Source organism: Massilia sp. Mn16-1_5 (assembly GCF_004798585.1).
Lineage (GTDB): Bacteria > Pseudomonadota > Gammaproteobacteria > Burkholderiales > Burkholderiaceae_D > Telluria.
In genome coordinates, this window is sequence record NZ_PPXQ01000008.1 from 245,210 (window position 1) to 261,230 (window position 16,021).

Consider the following 16,021-nt stretch of genomic DNA (forward strand, 5'->3'; position numbering starts at 1 on the left):
TTCTCCTCAAGCCTGCGCTGCGAATGCGTTGACGCTGCTGGCCGGCAGCGGATTGTCGAGACGCGTCTCGAGCCAGAAGCGGCGCAGCAGGTTCTGCGCCGTCTTCATGCGGTAAGCGCTGGAGGCGCGCATGTCAGACAGCGGCGCGTAGTCCCGGGCCAGCGCGGCCATGGCTTCTTTCAGCGTCTCTTCGCTCCAGGCGCGCCCCGTCAGCAGGCTTTCCGCCGCGGCGGCGCGTTTCGGCGTGGCCGCCATGCCGCCGAAGGCGATGCGCGCCTCCTTCACGATATCGCCGTCGAGCGTCAGCGCGAAGGCGGCGCAGACGCTTGAAATGTCCTGGTCGAAGCGCTTGGCCAGTTTATAGGTACGGAAACGGACGCCAGCACGCGGCAGCGGCACGCGCAGCGCGGCGACGAATTCGTCGGCCTGCAAATCCTTCTGCTGGTAGCCGAGATAGAAATCTTCCAGCGCCAGCTCGCGTGTTCCCTGCGCACCGCGCAGCACCAGGCGCGCGCCGAGCGCGATCAGCCAGGGCATCGAATCGCCGATCGGCGAACCGTTGGCGACATTCCCACCCAGGGTGCCGGCATTGCGGATCGGGAGCGACGCGAAGCGCTGCCACAGCTCGCCCAGTTCCTGCGGATAGTGGCGGCACACGGCCGCGTAGGCGTCCTGCAGCGTCACGCCGGCGCCGATCTCGAGCCAGCCGTCCTCCTCGCGCACCGCTTTCAGCTCGGCCACGTTGCCGATATAGATGATGTCGTTCAGCTCGCGCATCTGCTTGGTGACCCAGAGGCCGACGTCGGTCGAGCCGGCCAGGATCAGCGCCTGCGGGTGCGTGGCGCGGAGTAGAACGAGTTCGTCGAGCGTGCGCGGTGCATGAAAGCTGCGGCCTTCGAACGCATAGCGCATGCCTTCGCCACGCTGCAGCGCGCGCAGCTGCTCCGCCACCGCGGCGCGGTCGAATTCGGCGCGCGGCAGTTCGCCCATGCGCTGGGCCGCGTCGATGATCGGACGGTAGCCAGTGCAGCGGCACAGATTGCCGGACAGGGCGTCGTCGATCTGACAGCGCGAAGGAGGCGTCCCCTCCTGTTTCAGGTACATGCCCCACAGCGACATCGCGAAACCCGGGGTGCAGAAGCCGCACTGCGAACCGTGGCACTCGACCAGCGCCTGCTGGACCGGATGCAGGCGGCCATCGGGCAGCTGCAGGTCTTCCACCGTGAACAAGGCCTTGCCGTCGAGCGTAGGCGTGAACTGGATACAGGAATTCACCGCTTTCAGTTCCAGCTCGCCGTTCTCGAGCGAACCGACGACGACGGTGCAGGCGCCGCAGTCGCCCTCGGCGCAGCCTTCCTTGGTGCCGGTGCAGCGCAGGTCCTCCCGCAGGTGCTGCAGGATGGTTTGCGTCGGCGCCACATCAAGCACTTCGTGGACGGCGTTGCGGAAATAAAAGCGGATCGGTTCGGCCATGCTTGTCTCGGTATGGGTCCAGCGTGGAAGGATACCCTGTCCGGGCCGGAACCAACTATGTCTTAAAACTGATTTTGCTTATCATCAAATAGATATATCAGCCGCGCATTGGCCAATGACGGGATCACCCTGTTTCCAGCGCTCGACGATGTCGATGCGGCAGTGCAGCCCAATCGAGACCATTTTAGGCGTGTTCAAGCTATTCGGGTCGCCTTCCGCATCCCGCACCTCAGCGATGCATTGACGGAAAGTTATCGATATATGATCCGAATAATAGATATTTTTACCACACCATATAGGGGGGGGGCGGATGAGCAAATTCAGTACCCGCGTGCCCGATACCGCGCACGGCCGCCCCGCCGCCGGGCATGACGATCGCGCTATATGCCGTAACCGGCGAAACCCGCAAGCTGCTTGACAATCGCTTTCGGCATCGCTGATCCAGAACGACCACGCGCCGCTGGCCGTCACACCCTGGTCGTACTCGACCTACCAGGGGAGTTGACCGGGGAAAACGGACGCCTGCACTTGGAAGAAATTGTTATCCTGACGATTCACGACAGGAGCGCCAATGGCTTTGCACATCGTTCATTTCATCGGGCCGATCAACCATCATTCCGCGTGCAGCGTACGCAACCTGTGCCTGCAGGCGTTGCAGAACGGGGCCACCGAGATCGAGCTGCACATGTCGACCGAAGGCGGCAATATGACGGCCGGCTTCGCCTTGTACTTTTTCCTGAAATCCCTGCCGATCCCGCTGACCACGTTTAATATCGGCAGTATCGAGTCGGTCGGCGTCGTCATTTTCCTGGCCGGATCGAAACGCTTTGCCTGTCCGGGGGCGCGCTTCCTCGTACACCCCCTGCACTGGGGCTTCGGCAACCTGGTGGCGGCCGACCATTCGCGCGTTTCGGAATGGCGCGAATGCCTGGATTTCGATGCCGAACGTTATGCCGCCATCTTCGACGAAGCGACCCGCGGCGCGCCCGAATCGCACGACATCCGCCCCCATCTGTTCGGTAATGCGCGTATCTACACGGCCGAGCAGGCGGTGCGCGCCGGCCTGATCGATGAGGCGGTCCAGGCAAGGCTGCCGGAAATGGGCGCAACGACGCACTGGTGGAATTGATTTATATCTTTAACATTAGCGGAAACACATGAATAGCGAATAATTACCGAATCTACTGTTTCCGCTTTACAACAGCACGCCATAACGGACCTTATTTGTTCCGCATGAGCGTGCTTTTTCTTGTCAGTTGTTTTGCCTGATGGATACAATCATTTCCGTCATTTCACGTCTCATCGCGTTTGACAACACGAAAAGAAGAAGTAAATCTTATAAACGCAGTATCTGTTACAGGTTGTCTTATGAATAAGCAGATTATCGCCGCCGCCCTGGCTCTGCCGCTGGCGCTCTCGTCGGCCTTCGCGCAAGAAGCGCAAGGCCCTTCGGTCAAGATCAGTGGCTTCGGCACTGGCGCCCTCACCTGGACCAACACCGACCAGGCCGAATTCGGCCGTCCGAACCAGGCTTCCGGCGTCAAGAAAAGCCCACGCACCGGCGTGGATTCGAACCTCGGCCTGCAAGCCGACATCGGCGTCAACAGCTGGCTGTCCTTCACCGCCCAGGGCCTGGTGCGCCGCGATGCCGAAGAAGAGTATGGCGCGGAACTGGGCTGGGCCTTCGCCAAGGCCAAGATCAGCGACCAGGCCAGCGTGCGCGTCGGCCGTATCGGCCTGCCGGCATTCATGATCTCGGACTACCGCAACGTCGGCTACGCCAACAACTTCCTGCGTCCGCCGGTCGAGATGTACTCGCAGGTGCCGTTCAATAGCCTCGACGGTATCGACCTCACCTACCAGCACAGCTTCGGCGACACCACCGTCACCGGCCAGATCGCCTTCGGCGGCGCCGAAGCACCGCTCGCCGGCGACCTGACCGCCCGCGGCAAGAAGATGAGCGCCCTGAACATCGTCGCCGAACACGGCCCGTTCACCGCCCGCTTCGGCCGCGTCGACGCCACCGTGTCGATCTACGGCGACGGCCCGAGCGCCGTGCGCCTGGGCACCCTGCTGACCGGCCTGCGCAGCTTCGGCACCGCACTGCGCGCACCGCAGCTGACCGAGATGGCCAACCAGCTCGACACCAACGAAAAGAAAGCCTCGTTCACCTCGGTGGGCCTCGGCATGGACTGGAACAACATCGTCGTCCAGACCGAATTCGCCAAGCGCAAGGTCGATGCCTACGTCAACGACACCAGCTCGTGGTACGTGATGGGCGGCTACCGCATCGGCAAGTTCCTGCCATACGTCATCCAGAGCAAGCTCAAGATCGACGGCACCGTGGCCAACGTCGTGCCGGCCACCTGCCCGGTCGCCAGCCCGACCGTCTGCGGCCAGCTGGCTGCACTGCGCGCCGGCGCCAACACCCTGCCGTACACCGGCGTGGGCCAGGGCGAGTCGAGCACCACCTCGATCGGCGTGCGTTGGGACTTCTACCGCTCGCTGGCCCTGAAGGCACAGATCGACCGCGTCAAGCCGGCAGTCGGCAGCGGCCTGCTGCTGAACGCAGCGCCAGGCTTCAACAAAGATGTCACCGTCGGCGCCGTGGCGATCGACTTCGTTTTCTAAGGAACGCGCCATGAACAAACTCTTGAAAGCGGCCGTCGCCGCAGCCATCCTCGGCGCCTCGGTGCCGGCACTGGCCGAAGTCGTGGTCGTGGTGAACCCGAAGGCCGCCGAAGCGACCATGACGAAGGACCAGGTCGCCCAGTTCTTCCTCGGCAAATCGAGCGCGATGACCCCGGTCGACCAGCCGGAAGACGCCGCCATCCGTGGCGAGTTCTACAAGAAGGTCACCGACAAGGACGCCTCGCAAGCCAAGGCCCTGTGGTCGAAGCTGGTGTTCACCGGCAAGGCCACGATGCCGAAGGAAGTCGCCAACAGCGCCGCCGTGAAGGCCGCCGTCGCCGCCAACCCGAAGGCGATCGGCTACATGGAAAAGAGCGCCGTCGACGGCACCGTCAAGGTTGTCTACACCGCGCCGTAAACAAGGATAGGAGCAGCGCTCCCGCATCCCCGGCCCTGCCCGCTCCCCAGCCGGCAGGGCTTTTTAGCTGAAGGCGTAGGTAAGACCTGGTTAATCATTGTCAGCGAGTTGAGAGAGAGACGAACAGCATGAGCATCAAGCGCAGGATTTGGGCACTTCCGGTCATTTCGACCCTGATTTTCGGCCTCGGCGTGGGCGTCAGCGCAAGCATCGCGAACAAGGCCCTGGATTCGATCCATTCCACCGAACTGACGGACTATCCGGTCCTCGACGCATCGAAGGCCCTCACGCTCGAAGTCAAGGACATCACCGACGGCCTGATGAGCGCCGTCAGCGAAGGCGACAAGGCGCGCATCGACGAGATGGGCAAGCAGGCCGAGGCCGTGCGCACCCACCTGAAAGCGTTCGGCGCGATCGAGGGCCAGGCCGCGAACGGCGCCCGCCTGCTCAAGGAATTCAACGATTACTATGCACCGGCGCTGTCGGCCGCGCGCATCATGCTCGAACTCGAGCAGGGCGACGCCCAGGCCGTGGTGCCGAAGATGCAAAGCACCCTGGCCACGCTGACCAAGGACCTGGAGCAGACCCAGGTCAAGGCCCAGGAACAGTTCAAGGCCGGCATCGCCAGCAGCGAGGCGAACGTGCGCCGCGTGCTGTGGACCATGATCCTCACCGCCCTGGTCGTGATCCTGAGCCTGGCCGTCGTGTCCTGGTTCGTGGTGCGCGCCATCTGGCATCAACTGGGAGGCGAGCCGGAATATGCGCGCGAGATCGCGCGTGCGGTCGCAGCCGGCGACCTGGCAATGGACATCCGCACCGAAGCCAGCGACACCACCAGCCTGCTGGTGGCTCTGAAGGACATGCGCGCGCGCCTGGCCACGATGGTCGCCGAGATCAAGAGCTCGGCCGAGACCATTGCGGTGGCCAGCGCCGAAATCGCCAGCGGCAACGCCGACCTGGCCGGCCGCACCGAATCGCAGGCCGCCAACCTGGAGCGCACCGCCCGTGCGATGGACGAGCTGACCGGCGCCGTGCGCCAGAACGCGGCGAATGCCAACGAAGCGAACGCGCTGGTCGTCTCCGCCACCGACATCGCTACCCGTGGCGGCCAGGTGGTGGGCGGCGTGGTCAGCACCATGGGCGACATCAACACCTCGGCCAAGAAGATCGTCGAGATCATTTCCGTCATCGACGGCATCGCCTTCCAGACCAACATCCTGGCGCTGAACGCGGCGGTCGAAGCGGCGCGTGCCGGCGAACAGGGCCGCGGTTTCGCGGTCGTGGCCGGCGAGGTGCGCAACCTGGCCCAGCGCAGCGCCGCTGCCGCCAAGGAAATCAAGGAACTGATCGGCGACTCGGTCTCGAAGGTCAACGCCGGCAGCGCGCTGGTCGACCAGGCCGGCGTGACCATGGGCCAGATCGTGGATTCGGTCAAGAAGGTGCACGACATCATGGCCGAGATCTCGATGGCCGGCCAGCGCCAGAGCGAAGGCATCGAGGACATCGGCCGCGCGATCGACAGCATGGACGAGATGACCCAGCAGAACTCGGCCCTGGTCGAGGAAGCCTCGGCGGCGGCGGAATCGCTGACCGAGCAGACCACCCAGCTGACCGGCGCCCTGTCGGTGTTCAAGCTGGCCGATAGCGGCGGGGCCCCGGTCCTGCACACGCGTCCGGCGCCGCTGGCCCTGCGTTAAACCCGGCACAACCTTGTGTGAATAAGTAATGCCAAAACAATACCGGCGCCTGAGGGCGCCGGTATTGTTTTGGGCGGCGATGTCGCAATGTTCACACCGCTTGGCGTGCCGCTAACACCCGTAATCGAAACGCCAACAAACCCGGCTCTACGGGGCGTCATGGCATTTCGTCTACGTGGTAAGCATGCCTCGCCACCCTGTTGAAACGCTTTACAAACTTGATGCCTGTAGGCATCATCCGAGGAGTCTGCCGCCTTGGGCGGCCCCTCGGCTTTCCTCTCATAACACGGCTCATATGGCAGCAGTCCTCCCGAACGCGACCCCAGGCACCCAGTTGTCGGGGCTTGCGCGCGCGCTGGTGCAGGCCGGGCGCCTGACGGCCCAGCAGGCGGAGGCGCTGCAGAAGAAGGCCGCGGGCGACCGCACCGCCCTGATCGACGCCATCATCGCCGAGCGCGCGCTCGACGCCGCCTCCCTCGCCGTCTTCTGCGCCGAGACCTTCGGCTATCCGCTGTTCGACCTGTCGACCTTCAGCATCGAATCGCTGCCGGAAGCGGCGATCGACGCCAAGCTGATGGCGGCCCAGCGCGTGGTCGCCCTGGCCAAGCGCGGCAACCGCCTGTCGGTGGCCATTTCCGACCCGACCAACACCCAGGCGCTGGACCAGATCAAGTTCCAGAGCGAGGCCGCGGTCGAGCCGGTGATCGTCGCCCACGATGCCCTGCTCGCGCTGCTGGCCAATCTCACCAAGAGCGCCGAGCAGTCCCTGGGCGACCTGGTCGGCGAGGAAGGCGAGATCGAGTTCGCCGAGGAAGAACAGGCCGCCGCGCCGGTCGAAGCCACCACCGAAGTGGAAGACGCGCCGATCGTGCGCTTCCTGAACAAGATCCTGATGGACGCCGTGTCGCTGGGCGCCTCCGACATCCACTTCGAGCCCTTCGAGAAGTTCTACCGCATCCGCATGCGCGTGGACGGCGTGCTGCGCGACCACGCCACGCCGCCACTGGCGATCCGCGACAAGCTGGTGTCGCGCATCAAGGTGCTGGCCAAGCTCGACATCTCGGAAAAGCGCGTGCCGCAGGACGGCCGCATGCGCCTGATCCTGTCCGCCACGCGCACCATCGACTTCCGCGTCAGCACGCTGCCCACGCTGTTCGGCGAAAAGACCGTCATGCGTATCCTGGACGCGACCCAGGCGCAGATGGGCATCGATTCACTCGGCTACGATCCGGAGCAGAAGGCGATTCTGCTGGACGCCATCTCGCGTCCCTACGGCATGGTGCTGGTGACGGGGCCGACCGGTTCCGGCAAGACCGTCTCTCTCTATAGCTGCCTGAATGTGCTGAACAAGCCTGGCATCAACATCTCGACCGCGGAAGACCCGGCCGAGATCAACCTGCCCGGCGTGAACCAGGTCAACGTCAACGACAAGGCCGGACTGACCTTCCCGGTGGCCCTGAAATCCTTCCTGCGCCAGGATCCCGACATCATCATGGTCGGCGAAATCCGCGACCTGGAAACGGCCGACATCGCGATCAAGGCCGCGCAAACGGGCCACATGGTCTTCAGTACCCTGCACACCAACGACGCGCCCTCGACCCTGACGCGCCTGATGAACATGGGCGTGGCGCCTTTCAACATCGCCTCCTCGGTGATCCTGATCACCGCCCAGCGCCTGGCGCGCCGCCTGTGCACCTGCAAGCAGCCGCTCGAGATGGGGCGTGAGGCCCTGCTCGCGGCCGGCTACCGCGAAGGCGACCTGCAGGAGGACTGGAAGCCCTACGGCCCGGTCGGCTGCGAACGCTGCCTCGGCTCCGGCTACAAGGGCCGCGTCGGCATCTACCAGCTCATGCCGATCACCCCGGCGATCGAGGAACTGATCCTCGCGCACGGCAATTCGATGCAGATCGCCGCCCAGGCCGAGAAGGACGGCGTGAATTCGCTGCGCCGCTCCGGCCTGATGAAAGTGAAACAGGGGCTGACCAGCCTCGAAGAAGTGCTCGGCTGCACCAACGAATAGAAAATTTAGGATCGACATGGCAACCTCCCTCTCCACCCGAAGCCGCGGCGGCGCGCAAGTCAAGGAAGCGGTCTACGCCTGGGAAGGCAAGGACAAGTCCGGCAAGACCGTGCGCGGCGAGCTGCGCGCCGGCGGCGAGGCGATCGTCAACGTGACCCTGCGCCGCCAGGGCATCATGGTCACCAAGGTCAAGAAGAAGATCTACCGCAGCGGCAAGAAGATCACCGACAAGGACCTGACCATGTTCACGCGGCAGCTGGCGACCATGATGAAGGCCGGCGTGCCGCTGCTGCAGGCCTTCGACATCGTGGGCAAGGGCCATGCGAATCCGTCGATGTCGAAGCTGGTGCTCGACCTGCGCGCCGACATCGAGACCGGCACCAGCCTGAATAATGCCTTCCGCAAGTACCCGCGCTATTTCGATCCGCTGTTCTGCAACCTGGTCGGCGCCGGCGAACAGGCCGGCATCCTGGAAGACCTGCTGCACCGCCTGGCCATCTACAAGGAAAAGACCCTGGCCCTGAAGGCCAAGATCAAGTCCGCCCTGACCTACCCGATCGCGATTCTCGCGGTCGCCTTCATCGTGGTCGCCGTGATCATGATCTGGGTGGTCCCGGCCTTCAAATCCGTGTTCGCCAGCTTCGGCGCCGACCTGCCGGCGCCGACCCTGATGGTGATGAGCATGTCGGAGTTCTTCGTCGAATGGTGGTACTTGATCTTCGGCACCCTGTTCGGCAGCATTTACTTCTTCTTCCAGTCCTGGCGCCGCTCGCTCAAGATGCAGCAGGCCATGGACCGCCTGCTGCTGCGCCTGCCGATCTTCGGCGACGTGATCCGCAAGGCGACCATCGCGCGCTGGACGCGCACCCTGGCGACCATGTTCGCCGCCGGCGTCCCCCTGGTCGAAGCGCTCGACTCGGTCGGCGGCGCCTCCGGCAACGCGGTCTACCTCGACGCCACCCGCCGCATCCAGACGGAAGTCAGTACCGGCACCAGCCTGACGGTGGCGATGCAGAACGTGAACGTCTTCCCGAGTCTCGTGACCCAGATGGTCGCCATCGGCGAAGAATCCGGCGCGCTCGACGGCATGCTGGGCAAGGTCGCCGACTTCTTCGAGGAAGAAGTCGACGAGGCCGTGAGCGCGCTGTCGTCGCTGATGGAACCGATGATCATGGTGATCCTGGGCGTGCTGATCGGCGGGCTGGTGGTGGCGATGTATCTGCCGATTTTCAAGCTCGGTTCGGTGGTGTAAGCGAACGTATAATCGTCTAATCGAACAAAGTGGGGCGATTAGACGATGTTTACGACAACTGCCTTAGTGGCTGGCGCGCAGAATCTCGCTCAAGAGCAAGCTGTGAGTGGAGTTATAGAGTACTTCAAGAGCGCAGTCATTGAACGATGGAGCACCTACCGCGCCGAGAAATTTTTTAAGTTATTTCTCGAAGAGATTCGGAAGGAAAGCGATAGCAGATTCGAATCAGCTGATCTGAACGAAATGCTCCGGCAGGTGGCACCTACAGACAAGCAGTCGTCGGCGCTCTTTGACGCTTATCGACGAGTTGCCCTCTCTGCATCAAAAGACATAGGCCCGATGATCATCGGTATGCTAACTGCCGGTATTGTCCTTGAGGACCGGCAGGCATCGAACGATGAGGAGCTTATCTTTCAGGCAGCAGAAGTTCTAAATGATAGGGATTTCGACGACCTGCACAAGTGGTGGCCGAAAAACGACAACAAGGTTGTCGAAGCAGACGGTTCACTCCACATTTTCATCAAGAAAGGTCCAGATCAGCCGCCGGGAATCTCGTTAGGTCGCGTTGGCTCCGGAGTCGACGACGTTCCTATAAATTTGGCTCGGGAACTAGGAATCTTTGCACTCAAGCTGAAGAATACCGGGTTACTGGCAGAGATGAAGCTTCCTCGTCAGAACATTTCCGTAGTCGGTGCTACGCAGTATTTCGTTATCGCTAGTACAGCATGTCAGCGTCTTTACGAACTCGCAGCACGAGCACGATCGGTGCCGGAGTAGTTCCTATCACGCCTGCCCCGGTCTTCGTGACGTATTCATCTAAGACGCGTCATAAAGACTCCTAGCCGCCTGATGGCCTCGCTGAGACTCTCTTCGCTGGCCGCATACGATAGGCGCACGTAGCGATCCGCGCCGCAATGCCCAAAGTCCTTGCCCGGCGTGAGCGCCACGTGCACCTCTTCCAGCACGCGCTCACAGAACTGCCAGGACGTCAAACCCGTGCCGCTCACGTCGAAGTACACGTAGAAGGAGCCATCCGGCGGCACCGGCACCGGCAAACCGATCCCGGCAAGACCTTCCAGCACCAGTGCGCGGCGCCGGCCGAACTCGACGCGGCGCTCTTCGCACACGGCCAGCGATTCCGGGGTGAAGCAGGCCAGCGCCGCCTGCTGCGACAGGTGCGAGGCGCAGATATAGTAATTCTGGGCGAGGCGCTCCATGGTCGGCACCATGGCTTCCGGCACCACGGCCCAGCCCAGGCGCCAGCCCGTCATGCCGAAATACTTCGAGAAACTGTTGATGACGATGGCGCCTTCGTCGAAGGCGAGCACGGTCTGCGGTGGACGTCCGGACGCATCGCGGTCGCCCAGGTTCAGATAAATCTCGTCGACGATGCGCCAGGCGTCGTGTTCGCGTGCCCACTCGCAGATCGCGCGCAGTTCGTCCGGCGGCACCGAGGTGCCGGTCGGGTTCGAGGGTGTCGCGATCATCAATCCTTGGGTTTGCGCTGTCCAGTTGGCGCGCACGCTGGCGGCATCCAGTTGAAAACGGCTGGCGGCATCGGTGGCGACCAGTTTGACGTTGGCGCCGAAGCTGCTCAGGAACTGGCGGTTGCAGGGATACGAAGGGTCGCCGACCAGCACCTCATCTCCCTGGTCGACCAGGGCCGCCGTCACCAGCAGCAACGCGGCCGAGGCGCCGGCGGTGACGATGATCCGGTGCGGGTCGATGACCACGCCATGCTCCTGCAGATAAAAATTGGCAATCGCCGCGCGCAGGGGCGCGATGCCCAGGGCTGCCGTGTAGGGCAGCGAACCGCCCTCCACCGCCGTGCGTGCCGCTTCCAGTACGGCAGGCGGCGGGCCGAAATCGGGTTCGCCGAGGCTGAGCTTGATGACTTGGTGGCCTTGCGCTTCCAGGGCGGCGGCGCGCTTGCCGAATTCCATGGCGAAGAAGGGATCGACTGACTGGGCGCGTTGTGAAATTTTCATGGTGCTCCTGCGAATAACGGCTGTGGAGCGAGGATTTTATATGGGTGACACCAAATCCGCTCACGCCCTGCCCGGCACGATGTCCACCCCGATCTGCTCGGCCAGCGCCAGCAATTCGCCGTAGGCCAGTGGATTGGCCACCAGGCTGCGCGTGGCCGCACTCGGGCGCAGGATACCGGCTGCGATGCGGTCGCCGAACAGCACCACCGAGCGTGCGCTGTCGTCCTGGCGTGAAATCCAGCACAAGCCCTGCACCTGCGGAAACCCCGCGTGGATGGCCACTGCCCATTGCCGGGTCAGCGGATACTGGTCCTTCTCGGTATCGATCAGCTGCTTGCGCTCGACGCCGAGCTTGCGCAGCGCGCGGCTGCCCAGGTCGGCCAGCTGCAGGTCCTCAAGGGCCGTGAATTGGGAATGCACCTGGCCGTCGAGCTTGGCCTTGTCGTAGGCCTTGAAGCCGGCGGCGAAGGGAACGTCGTGGAACACGCTTTCCATGGCCGCGCAGGCAAAGCTGGCGCCACCGTAGAGCGTGGGAATCGGCTTGCCGGCGGCGTTGGCAATGGGGCTGAAGCGCGCATTGCCCTTGATGCCGGGATTGAACTGGACCGCGCCGTAGTCGAGGTGGTGCACGCGGTGCAGCGGTTCGCCCGCAGGCCAGCGGGTGAGCGTGATGTGGAGCGTGGGCGGTGGCGTGATCGCCACGCCGGCGGCGGCTGCGTGCGGCCTGGCGGCCGGGCGCTTAAGCATGCGCGACGCCTTCGCATTCGTCGGCGGCCGCCGCGATCACCCGCTCGGGCGCGCTTGCCAGCAGGTCACGCGGCGCTTTGCCGCCCAAAAAACTGTTGGCGGACATGAACCAGTAGGACAGGCCCCACGCATCCTTGCTGTCACCGAAGGTCTGGAGGACCTGGGCCAGCGCCTTGCGCGGCCGGTAGCCGGCGCCCGGGTCGAGGCCGTAACTAGGGAAATAATCGATGCCGTTGTGGCGAATGGCGAAGATGGCGCCCTCGCGCTTCCATTTGTTGGGCTGGGCGCTGGGATTGCTGGCGCTGAAACCGGCGACGGAGGCGATCTCGGCGGCCGTCATCCAGTCGCCGCTGCCGATGACTGCGGTGCGCGCACGCACCAGCATGGTCGCTTTCTTGAGCTCGTTGGGGGTGGGCGGCGTGCGCGGCACCAGGGCTTCGACGATCGCGTCGAGCGATTCGCGATGCTGCTTGCCGACAATGGTTTTCACCAGCCCGGCTATGCCGGCGAAGGTGTCGGCGATGGCCGCCGCTTCGCGCGGCGTGGCGTGCTCCAGGGTCACCGCCACGACTTGCTCGGCATGCACCGCGCCCAATTTCTCGCGGACTTCCTCGGGCCCGCCCGCCAAGGTCGAAATGCCCGGCGTCTCGTATTCCATTGTACGCATGGACCCTCCTGATGAGATTATTTTGGTTCGTTTCATGACATCATAACCCATATAATCCACTTGATCCACGACGCTTGCAAGGGGCGCACGCACGGAGTTTGCGCCGAATACGGCGGCATGCACACCACATTCCTGCTTCGCAGGAGGCAAACGGTGCATGCCACCTTCGCCAAAACGCCGGAAACACCCTAAAATAGGTTGATCTACGGAACCATTTTCACTTTTCGGACGCTCGCATTGGAAACTCTTCTCTTCGCCGCACCGGGCTTGCTCGGTCCCACCCTGGTTGCCGGCCTGCTGGGCCTCCTGATCGGCAGTTTCCTGAACGTGGTGATTCACCGCATTCCGAAGATGATGCAGCGCGAGTCCGACAACTACGTCGCGCATGAGAGCGGCAAGGAGTTGCCGCATACCGATCGCTACAACCTGATGGTGCCGCGTTCCGCCTGTCCGCATTGCGGCCACCAGATCACGGCATTGGAAAATATCCCCGTCATCAGCTGGCTGGCGCTGCGCGGCAAGTGCAGCCAGTGCAAGGCGCCGATCTCGGCACGCTACCCCGCCATCGAACTGCTGACCGGCCTGCTGTCGGCCCTGCTGGTCTGGACCTTCGGCTCGGGCGTCGCCGGCATGGCCACCCTGGTCTTTGCCTGGCTCCTGATTGCAATGACCTTTATCGACGTCGACACCCAGCTGTTGCCGGACGATCTCACCTTTCCGCTGCTGTGGCTGGGCCTGCTGGTCAACCTGAACGGCACCTTTGTCCCCCTGCGCGACGCCGTGATCGGCGCGGTGGCCGGCTACCTGGTACTGTGGGCCGTGTACTGGCTCTTCAAGCTCGTGACCGGCAAGGAAGGCATGGGTTATGGCGACTTCAAGCTGCTGGCGGCGCTGGGCGCCTGGCTCGGCTGGGCGATGCTGCCGACCATCATCCTGTTATCCTCGGTGGTGGGCGCGATCGTCGGTATCAGCCTGATCGTGTTCGCCAAGCGGGGACGCGACAAGCCGATACCCTTCGGCCCTTATCTCGCCGCCGCCGGCATGATCGCCCTCCTGTACGGCGAGCGGATCGGCGCCATCTTCCAGGGCTTCATCGCTTAAATACCATGGAACCAGGCCAGGCAAGTGCATTCTCCGTCGGCCTGACCGGCGGCATCGGCAGCGGCAAGACGACGGTGGCCGACATGTTCGGGGCGCTCGGCGCCTCGCTGGTCGATACCGACGCCATCGCCCACGCCCTCACCGCGCCGCACGGGTCCGCCATGCCGGCCATCCTGGCCGAGTTCGGCGATACGTTCGCCACCCCGCAGGGTGCGCTCGACCGCGCCAAGATGCGCGAGCTCGTGTTTACGGATCCCGGCGCGCGCGCCCGCCTCGAAGGCATCCTGCATCCGCGCATCCGCGAGGCGACGGCGGCCGCGGCGGCGATCGCCACCGGCCCCTACGTCATATTCGTGGTGCCGCTCCTGATCGAGTCCGGTACCTGGCGCGAGCGGGTCACGCGCATCCTCGCCGTCGACTGCCCGGAAGAAACCCAAGTCGCCCGCGTGATGGCACGAAACAATTTATCTGAAACCCAGGTACGCGCCATCATGGCAGCCCAGGTCACGCGCGCGCAGCGCCTGGCCGGCGCCGACGACGTCGTCCTGAACGACGATGGACTCGCCGCCCTGACGCCCCAGGTGGAGCGCCTGCACGCGTTTTACATGGCCGAGGCCGCCCGGCTTGCCGCTTCAACCATGCGGGGTTTGTAATTTTGCTCCGCATGGTTCAGAATCACGGAGTTGCTCGCCAGCCCACATTCAGGGGAATGTCACTTTGATCGTCTACGAATATCCTTTCAACGAGCGCATTCGTACCTTGTTGCGGCTGGAAGACCTGTACGAGAAGTTCAAGTTCTTCGTACGCCAGGAACACCCCATGCAGCACCATGTCGCACTCTCGACGATCTTCGACATGCTGGAAGTGGCCGGCCGCGCCGACCTGAAATCCGACCTGCTGCAGGAACTCGAACGCCAGAAGCAGAGCCTGCTGGCCTACCGCAGCAATCCGAACGTCGCCCCCGAAGCCCTCGATGCCGTGCTGGCCGAAGTCGAGCAGGTGAGCAGCGCCCTCGCGGCCAGCCAGGGCAAGACCGGCCAGAACGTGCGCGACAACGAGTGGCTGATGAGCATCCGCGGCCGCACCATCATCCCGGGCGGCGCCTGCGAATTCGACCTGCCCTCGTATTACGCCTGGCAGAAGCGTCCCACCGAACAGCGCTACGCCGACATCATGGGCTGGTTCGGCCCGCTCGCCCCGCTGTTCGACGCCCTCGCACTGGTGCTGCGCCTGCTGCGCGATTCCGGCCGTCCGACTAAAATGATCGCAGCCGCCGGCAGTTATCAGCAAATGCTGCAAGGGAAGATTTACCACATGCTGCGTCTTGGCCTGGACGAGTCGCTCGGCGCGATTCCCGAGATCTCGGCCAACAAGTACATGCTGTGGGTACGTTTCACCACCCAGGGCGGCGATTTGAAACCGAAATCGCTGGAAGAGGACGTCCCCTTCGAGCTCACCCTGTGTAATTTCTAAAGTATTGCCATGACCGTTGTAGCCTGCCCTACCTGCGCCAAGAAAGTCGAATGGACGCCTGAGAACAAGTACCGTCCGTTCTGCTCCGAGCGCTGCAAGCAGATCGACCTGGGTGCCTGGGCCGAAGAGAAGTACACCATCCCCGCCGCCGCGCCGAACGAGGCGCAGGACAATCCGCTGGACGACGACCAGCGCTGATCTGCATGCGCCTCAACGGCGCATGAATGCACAACGAACGTAGACAAGATGTAGGGTGCGCACTCGTGCGCACGCGGTACAGCGGATGATGGCCGAGTCGTATCACCGGGATGCCGAATCAATGAGCAAACGCCGTACCGCGTGGGCTCGAGAGTGTTTAGCACAGAGACATAGGTAACACCTGTCTAGAGACATAGGTAACACTTTTATGATCATTGCACAGCCAACGAATGGAGTGTGCGATGCCTTGGAAAGAATGTTCCCAGATGTCTTCTAAACTCGAGTTCGCAATGTTGGCGGCAGAGCCCAATATCGACATGCAGGCCCTGTGCCGGTCTTTCGGCGTCAGCCGAAAG

At 63.3% G+C, this 16,021-nt stretch carries 15 protein-coding genes; 11 read left to right on the forward strand and 4 right to left on the reverse strand.

All coding sequences use genetic code 11. The features are described from left to right. Nucleotides 1-6: 6 nt before the first annotated feature. A complete protein-coding gene (xdhA, locus tag C2862_RS11890; protein WP_136220333.1) occupies nucleotides 7-1,473 on the reverse strand; it encodes a xanthine dehydrogenase small subunit in 1,467 nt (488 codons plus the stop codon). Between the two features lie 571 nt (nucleotides 1,474-2,044). On the opposite strand from xdhA, the gene C2862_RS11900 reads away from it, so the two are divergent. From C2862_RS11900 to C2862_RS11930, 7 genes are all read left to right on the forward strand, one after another. Next, nucleotides 2,045-2,602 carry a ClpP family protease gene (locus C2862_RS11900; protein ID WP_136220334.1) on the forward strand — a complete coding sequence of 186 codons (558 nt, stop codon included), beginning with the start codon at nucleotides 2,045-2,047 and terminating at the stop codon, nucleotides 2,600-2,602. Between the two features lie 239 nt (nucleotides 2,603-2,841). Next, nucleotides 2,842-4,104: a hypothetical protein gene (locus C2862_RS11905; RefSeq protein ID WP_136220335.1), complete on the forward strand. Its 1,263-nt coding sequence runs from the start codon at nucleotides 2,842-2,844 to the stop codon at nucleotides 4,102-4,104. A 10-nt stretch (nucleotides 4,105-4,114) separates the two neighbouring features. Further along, complete coding sequence (locus tag C2862_RS11910; protein WP_136220336.1) at nucleotides 4,115-4,522, forward strand: hypothetical protein; 408 nt, start codon at nucleotides 4,115-4,117, stop codon at nucleotides 4,520-4,522. Between the two features lie 128 nt (nucleotides 4,523-4,650). Continuing rightward, nucleotides 4,651-6,219, forward strand: a complete 1,569-nt coding sequence (locus C2862_RS11915) for a methyl-accepting chemotaxis protein (RefSeq protein WP_136220337.1) — start codon at nucleotides 4,651-4,653, stop codon at nucleotides 6,217-6,219. A 295-nt stretch (nucleotides 6,220-6,514) separates the two neighbouring features. Beyond that, nucleotides 6,515-8,239: a type IV-A pilus assembly ATPase PilB gene (gene pilB, locus C2862_RS11920; protein ID WP_136220338.1), complete on the forward strand. Its 1,725-nt coding sequence runs from the start codon at nucleotides 6,515-6,517 to the stop codon at nucleotides 8,237-8,239. A gap of 16 nt (nucleotides 8,240-8,255) precedes the next feature. Continuing rightward, nucleotides 8,256-9,491 (forward strand): type II secretion system F family protein, encoded by a 1,236-nt coding sequence (locus C2862_RS11925; protein WP_136220339.1) that lies wholly within the window; start codon nucleotides 8,256-8,258, stop codon nucleotides 9,489-9,491. A 45-nt stretch (nucleotides 9,492-9,536) separates the two neighbouring features. Beyond that, nucleotides 9,537-10,268: a hypothetical protein gene (locus tag C2862_RS11930; protein ID WP_136220340.1), complete on the forward strand. Its 732-nt coding sequence runs from the start codon at nucleotides 9,537-9,539 to the stop codon at nucleotides 10,266-10,268. Nucleotides 10,269-10,303: 35 nt separating this feature from the next. Here C2862_RS11930 and C2862_RS11935 read toward each other — a convergent pair whose 3' ends face one another. Genes C2862_RS11935 through C2862_RS11945 form a run of 3 tightly spaced genes read right to left on the reverse strand, consistent with a single transcriptional unit; the run spans nucleotide 10,304 to nucleotide 12,893 of the window. Beyond that, on the reverse strand, nucleotides 10,304-11,479 hold the full coding sequence (locus C2862_RS11935) for a pyridoxal phosphate-dependent aminotransferase (protein WP_136220341.1): 1,176 nt from the start codon (nucleotides 11,477-11,479) through the stop codon (nucleotides 10,304-10,306). A gap of 60 nt (nucleotides 11,480-11,539) precedes the next feature. Continuing rightward, complete coding sequence (locus C2862_RS11940) at nucleotides 11,540-12,226, reverse strand: RES family NAD+ phosphorylase (protein ID WP_136220342.1); 687 nt, start codon at nucleotides 12,224-12,226, stop codon at nucleotides 11,540-11,542. After that, nucleotides 12,219-12,893, reverse strand: coding sequence for a hypothetical protein (locus tag C2862_RS11945; RefSeq protein WP_229467400.1), 675 nt, complete (start codon nucleotides 12,891-12,893; stop codon nucleotides 12,219-12,221). Before C2862_RS11945 ends, C2862_RS11940 begins: the two co-directional genes overlap by 8 nt. A gap of 237 nt (nucleotides 12,894-13,130) precedes the next feature. On the opposite strand from C2862_RS11945, the gene C2862_RS11950 reads away from it, so the two are divergent. From C2862_RS11950 to yacG, 4 genes are all read left to right on the forward strand, one after another. Next, the gene (locus tag C2862_RS11950; RefSeq protein ID WP_168710048.1) at nucleotides 13,131-13,994 is read left to right on the forward strand and encodes an A24 family peptidase; all 864 of its coding nucleotides are present in this window, start codon (nucleotides 13,131-13,133) and stop codon (nucleotides 13,992-13,994) included. Between the two features lie 5 nt (nucleotides 13,995-13,999). Beyond that, complete coding sequence (gene coaE / locus C2862_RS11955) at nucleotides 14,000-14,647, forward strand: dephospho-CoA kinase (RefSeq protein ID WP_136220343.1); 648 nt, start codon at nucleotides 14,000-14,002, stop codon at nucleotides 14,645-14,647. Nucleotides 14,648-14,711: 64 nt separating this feature from the next. Then, nucleotides 14,712-15,467 carry a cell division protein ZapD gene (gene zapD / locus C2862_RS11960; RefSeq protein ID WP_136220344.1) on the forward strand — a complete coding sequence of 252 codons (756 nt, stop codon included), beginning with the start codon at nucleotides 14,712-14,714 and terminating at the stop codon, nucleotides 15,465-15,467. Between the two features lie 9 nt (nucleotides 15,468-15,476). Continuing rightward, a complete protein-coding gene (gene yacG / locus C2862_RS11965) occupies nucleotides 15,477-15,665 on the forward strand; it encodes a DNA gyrase inhibitor YacG (RefSeq protein ID WP_136220345.1) in 189 nt (62 codons plus the stop codon). Nucleotides 15,666-16,021 lie beyond the last annotated feature (356 nt).

What these genes read in the sequence shown, in the direction of transcription:
- xdhA (WP_136220333.1), bottom strand. Translation starts at nt 1,473, where the DNA reads ATGGCCGAACCGATCCGCTTTTATTTCCGCAACGCCGTCCACGAAGTG.
- C2862_RS11900 (WP_136220334.1), top strand. Translation starts at nt 2,045, where the DNA reads ATGGCTTTGCACATCGTTCATTTCATCGGGCCGATCAACCATCATTCC.
- C2862_RS11905 (WP_136220335.1), top strand. Translation starts at nt 2,842, where the DNA reads ATGAATAAGCAGATTATCGCCGCCGCCCTGGCTCTGCCGCTGGCGCTC.
- C2862_RS11910 (WP_136220336.1), top strand. Translation starts at nt 4,115, where the DNA reads ATGAACAAACTCTTGAAAGCGGCCGTCGCCGCAGCCATCCTCGGCGCC.
- C2862_RS11915 (WP_136220337.1), top strand. Translation starts at nt 4,651, where the DNA reads ATGAGCATCAAGCGCAGGATTTGGGCACTTCCGGTCATTTCGACCCTG.
- pilB (WP_136220338.1), top strand. Translation starts at nt 6,515, where the DNA reads ATGGCAGCAGTCCTCCCGAACGCGACCCCAGGCACCCAGTTGTCGGGG.
- C2862_RS11925 (WP_136220339.1), top strand. Translation starts at nt 8,256, where the DNA reads ATGGCAACCTCCCTCTCCACCCGAAGCCGCGGCGGCGCGCAAGTCAAG.
- C2862_RS11930 (WP_136220340.1), top strand. Translation starts at nt 9,537, where the DNA reads ATGTTTACGACAACTGCCTTAGTGGCTGGCGCGCAGAATCTCGCTCAA.
- C2862_RS11935 (WP_136220341.1), bottom strand. Translation starts at nt 11,479, where the DNA reads ATGAAAATTTCACAACGCGCCCAGTCAGTCGATCCCTTCTTCGCCATG.
- C2862_RS11940 (WP_136220342.1), bottom strand. Translation starts at nt 12,226, where the DNA reads ATGCTTAAGCGCCCGGCCGCCAGGCCGCACGCAGCCGCCGCCGGCGTG.
- C2862_RS11945 (WP_229467400.1), bottom strand. Translation starts at nt 12,893, where the DNA reads ATGCGTACAATGGAATACGAGACGCCGGGCATTTCGACCTTGGCGGGC.
- coaE (WP_136220343.1), top strand. Translation starts at nt 14,000, where the DNA reads ATGGAACCAGGCCAGGCAAGTGCATTCTCCGTCGGCCTGACCGGCGGC.
- yacG (WP_136220345.1), top strand. Translation starts at nt 15,477, where the DNA reads ATGACCGTTGTAGCCTGCCCTACCTGCGCCAAGAAAGTCGAATGGACG.